Source organism: Conchiformibius kuhniae DSM 17694 (genome assembly GCF_000428785.1).
Lineage (GTDB): Bacteria > Pseudomonadota > Gammaproteobacteria > Burkholderiales > Neisseriaceae > Conchiformibius > Conchiformibius kuhniae.
In genome coordinates this window covers 1-1,245 of sequence record NZ_AUAP01000056.1, presented here as the reverse complement: position 1 = coordinate 1,245, position 1,245 = coordinate 1, and the positions used below count along the sequence as shown (strand labels likewise).

The window sequence follows — 1,245 nt, the reverse complement described above, 5'->3', positions numbered from 1 at the left end:
GGGAAAGCATTGGGTTTAGCGCAGAGCAGAAATGGCAAATCAGTCATTCTAAAAGTGTGTACGCGCCCAGTGAGTTTTCATTAAAGATTGATATTCAATAAAATATTCTAGGTTAAATGGTCTATTACTCTATGCAATAGACCTTTTAAAAATTTACTTTGGAAATCCACATGAAAAAAGTTTGGTCTGCATCCATTGGTTTATTGCGTATAAATGTTTACTCGATAGGGGCAAGCTACGATGATTTATTTGATTATCGCACCTATCGGCTCAACGAAATCGCCATATCTCAAAATCCAAATCATCCTGAAAATTTGATTTTAAAACAAAAAAATCAGGATGATTGGGGAAAACTATGTAGAACAGCCGCTGTACCACATTTTGAGAAATCCCATATTTTACCCAGTAGTTTGTGGGTAGAAAAAACAAATTGTCCCGAAGACGGGGAATATCTTTTTTCAGCTTATGGGACAAAAGTTTTAAATCAAAAGTGTGGCGAAATTTTTAAACAATTTAATTTAGGAAAAAGCGATTTAAGCCCTATCCATATCTACGATGTGGAAACAGGTGAATTATGGAAAGAAGAAACCTTTTATATTTTAAAAGTATCGGAACAAAGACGGTATATGTTGAATCCGCAAAGCCATTCCAAACTCAAATTTATTCGTTATCCCAGTGGTAAAGAAATTTATTCGCCCACTTATGGCATTAGGGACAATGAAGTTGAGCTTTCTTTATCTGCTCAAGACTGCGATGTGGATTTATGGCACGACCCTTTGCTTTTAAACTCTTATTTTATGTCTGAACCATTACAAGCTGCCTTATTGGAAGCGGATATGGCAAATAAATTTGGCTTCGCTTTATGTAAGTTAATTTAATATTTGGAGAATATTTTATGTCAGCACAACAAGCTCATCACATTATCCCTGTTGGTGTATTTAAAGAACTTAGAAGAGATATCGCACTATATGAGAGATTAACATCAGTTTTTGGAGAGAGAGACTTTAATAATTTACAGCAAATGGGAAATAATTTTATTTATCTATATACAGAACAACAGTATGCAGATAGAGCGGCTGCCTTATTAAAAGAAAATTCAGCTATCTTTGGAGATGTACCTGTTGGCGGTGTAAAACATTATGGTCAGTAAGCGTAGATACCATCTTTCCAGTCAAGCCCCCCGTAGCAGAAATTTCCAACTGACGGGACTGATAAACCGTTTGATGCTTCAATACGCCAAAGCAA

General features: G+C 35.6%; 2 protein-coding genes. Both read left to right on the top strand.

The features are described 5' to 3' along the window. Window positions 1-170 precede the first annotated feature (170 nt). Window positions 171-878 (top strand): hypothetical protein, encoded by a 708-nt coding sequence (locus G392_RS0109670; RefSeq protein WP_027010052.1) that lies wholly within the window; start codon window positions 171-173, stop codon window positions 876-878. 17 nt (window positions 879-895) lie between these two features. Next, a complete protein-coding gene (locus tag G392_RS13760) occupies window positions 896-1,150 on the top strand; it encodes a hypothetical protein (protein WP_156900896.1) in 255 nt (84 codons plus the stop codon). Window positions 1,151-1,245 lie beyond the last annotated feature (95 nt).